Annotated in this window: 2 protein-coding genes; both read right to left on the reverse strand. The window is 32.5% G+C overall.

Annotation, left to right across the window (positions count from 1 at the left end; genetic code table 11):
* Positions 1–48: 48 nt before the first annotated feature.
* Positions 49–990, reverse strand: coding sequence for an IS3 family transposase (locus K9V48_RS28045; RefSeq protein ID WP_224142318.1), 942 nt, complete (start codon positions 988–990; stop codon positions 49–51).
* Positions 912–1,241 carry a helix-turn-helix domain-containing protein gene (locus K9V48_RS28050; RefSeq protein ID WP_224142317.1) on the reverse strand — a complete coding sequence of 110 codons (330 nt, stop codon included), beginning with the start codon at positions 1,239–1,241 and terminating at the stop codon, positions 912–914. The genes K9V48_RS28045 and K9V48_RS28050 overlap by 79 nt, the downstream gene beginning before the upstream one ends.
* Between the last annotated feature and the right edge of the window lie 73 nt (positions 1,242–1,314).

Consider the following 1,314-nt stretch of genomic DNA (forward strand, 5'->3'; position numbering starts at 1 on the left):
ATTTGGTCTTATCCCCGTCAAGTAGACAATTAATAAAAGGTTCACTTATTAAGCAGCCTTAGCTCTATATTCAGTAGGGCTAAGGTTATTTAATTTTTTTTGAAAACGTTTATTATTATAAAACTTAATATAATTTTTTACTGCTTCCTTAACCTCATTCGAACTCTCAAATTGGTATCGGTAAAAACATTCAGCTTTAAAGTGGCTAAAAAAACTCTCCATACACGCGTTATCTAAACAATTTCCTTTTCTAGACATACTTTGCTTAATGTTGTATCTTTTTAATAGCTTGTTATATCTTATTGATGTGTACTGGAATCCTTGATCGCTATGTAATAGGAGTCCTTTCACATCTCTTTTTTTTGTGGCTTCTTTTACTGTATCAGCTACTAGTTTAAGATCATTTCTTTCACTTATTTTATATGAAATAATCTCATTGTTGTAAAGGTCTAGTATCACAGATAAATAGAGTTTAATTCCATTAAATAATAGATAAGTTATATCGGTTACCCATTTTTCATTCGGGCGTGTAGCTGAAAATTCTCTGTTTAAATAGTTCTCTGAAACGACATATTTTTCTTTTCGTCCAAAGTGCTTCCACTTCTTTTCCCGTATCTTCGCTTGAATGCCATTCGCTTTCATTAAACGATAAATTCTCTTATGATTAACTTTCAAACCATACGTCTTTTTAAGCCAAGTTTGAACTCTGGGATAACCGTAGCTCCAATTAATATCAGGATCTTGTTGGCATTCAATAATCTTAGTTACGATTGATTGATCATCCAACTCCTTATCTGTTGGGTTATCTTGGCGTTTTAGCCATTTATAATAGCCACTTTTTGAAACACCGGCTATCTTACATAACGTGATGATAGTAAATTGATCCATAAGCTCATGAATTATTTTGTATTTTAACGATTTTTCTTTTCCTGTATCATCCCCCTTTTCGCAGCTAAGAGCTTTTTTAAAAAGGCATTCTCTGCTTCTAATCGAGTCATTTTTTCTGTATCACTTTCATAGTCTTTTTTAGCTCTACCTTTAAGTGGGTTACGAGATGTTCCTCTCTTTTCATCTAACCCTTGAATTCCTTCTCTTTTATAGTGAGCTATCCATCTTTGGACAGTTGTAAATCCAATCCCTAACTCTTTGGAAATTGATCTAATCCCCATATCTTCGTTTTCGTATAAATTAATCGCTTTTAGCTTAATCTCTTTTGTATAGGTTGTTCTAATTTTCCCCATGAAAAAATCCCCTCCATAGAAAACAGTACAATCCTTTCTTTTTACTGTCCACTATAAGGGGATAATAACAATT

The sequence above is a fragment of the Metabacillus rhizolycopersici genome (genome assembly GCF_020075705.1).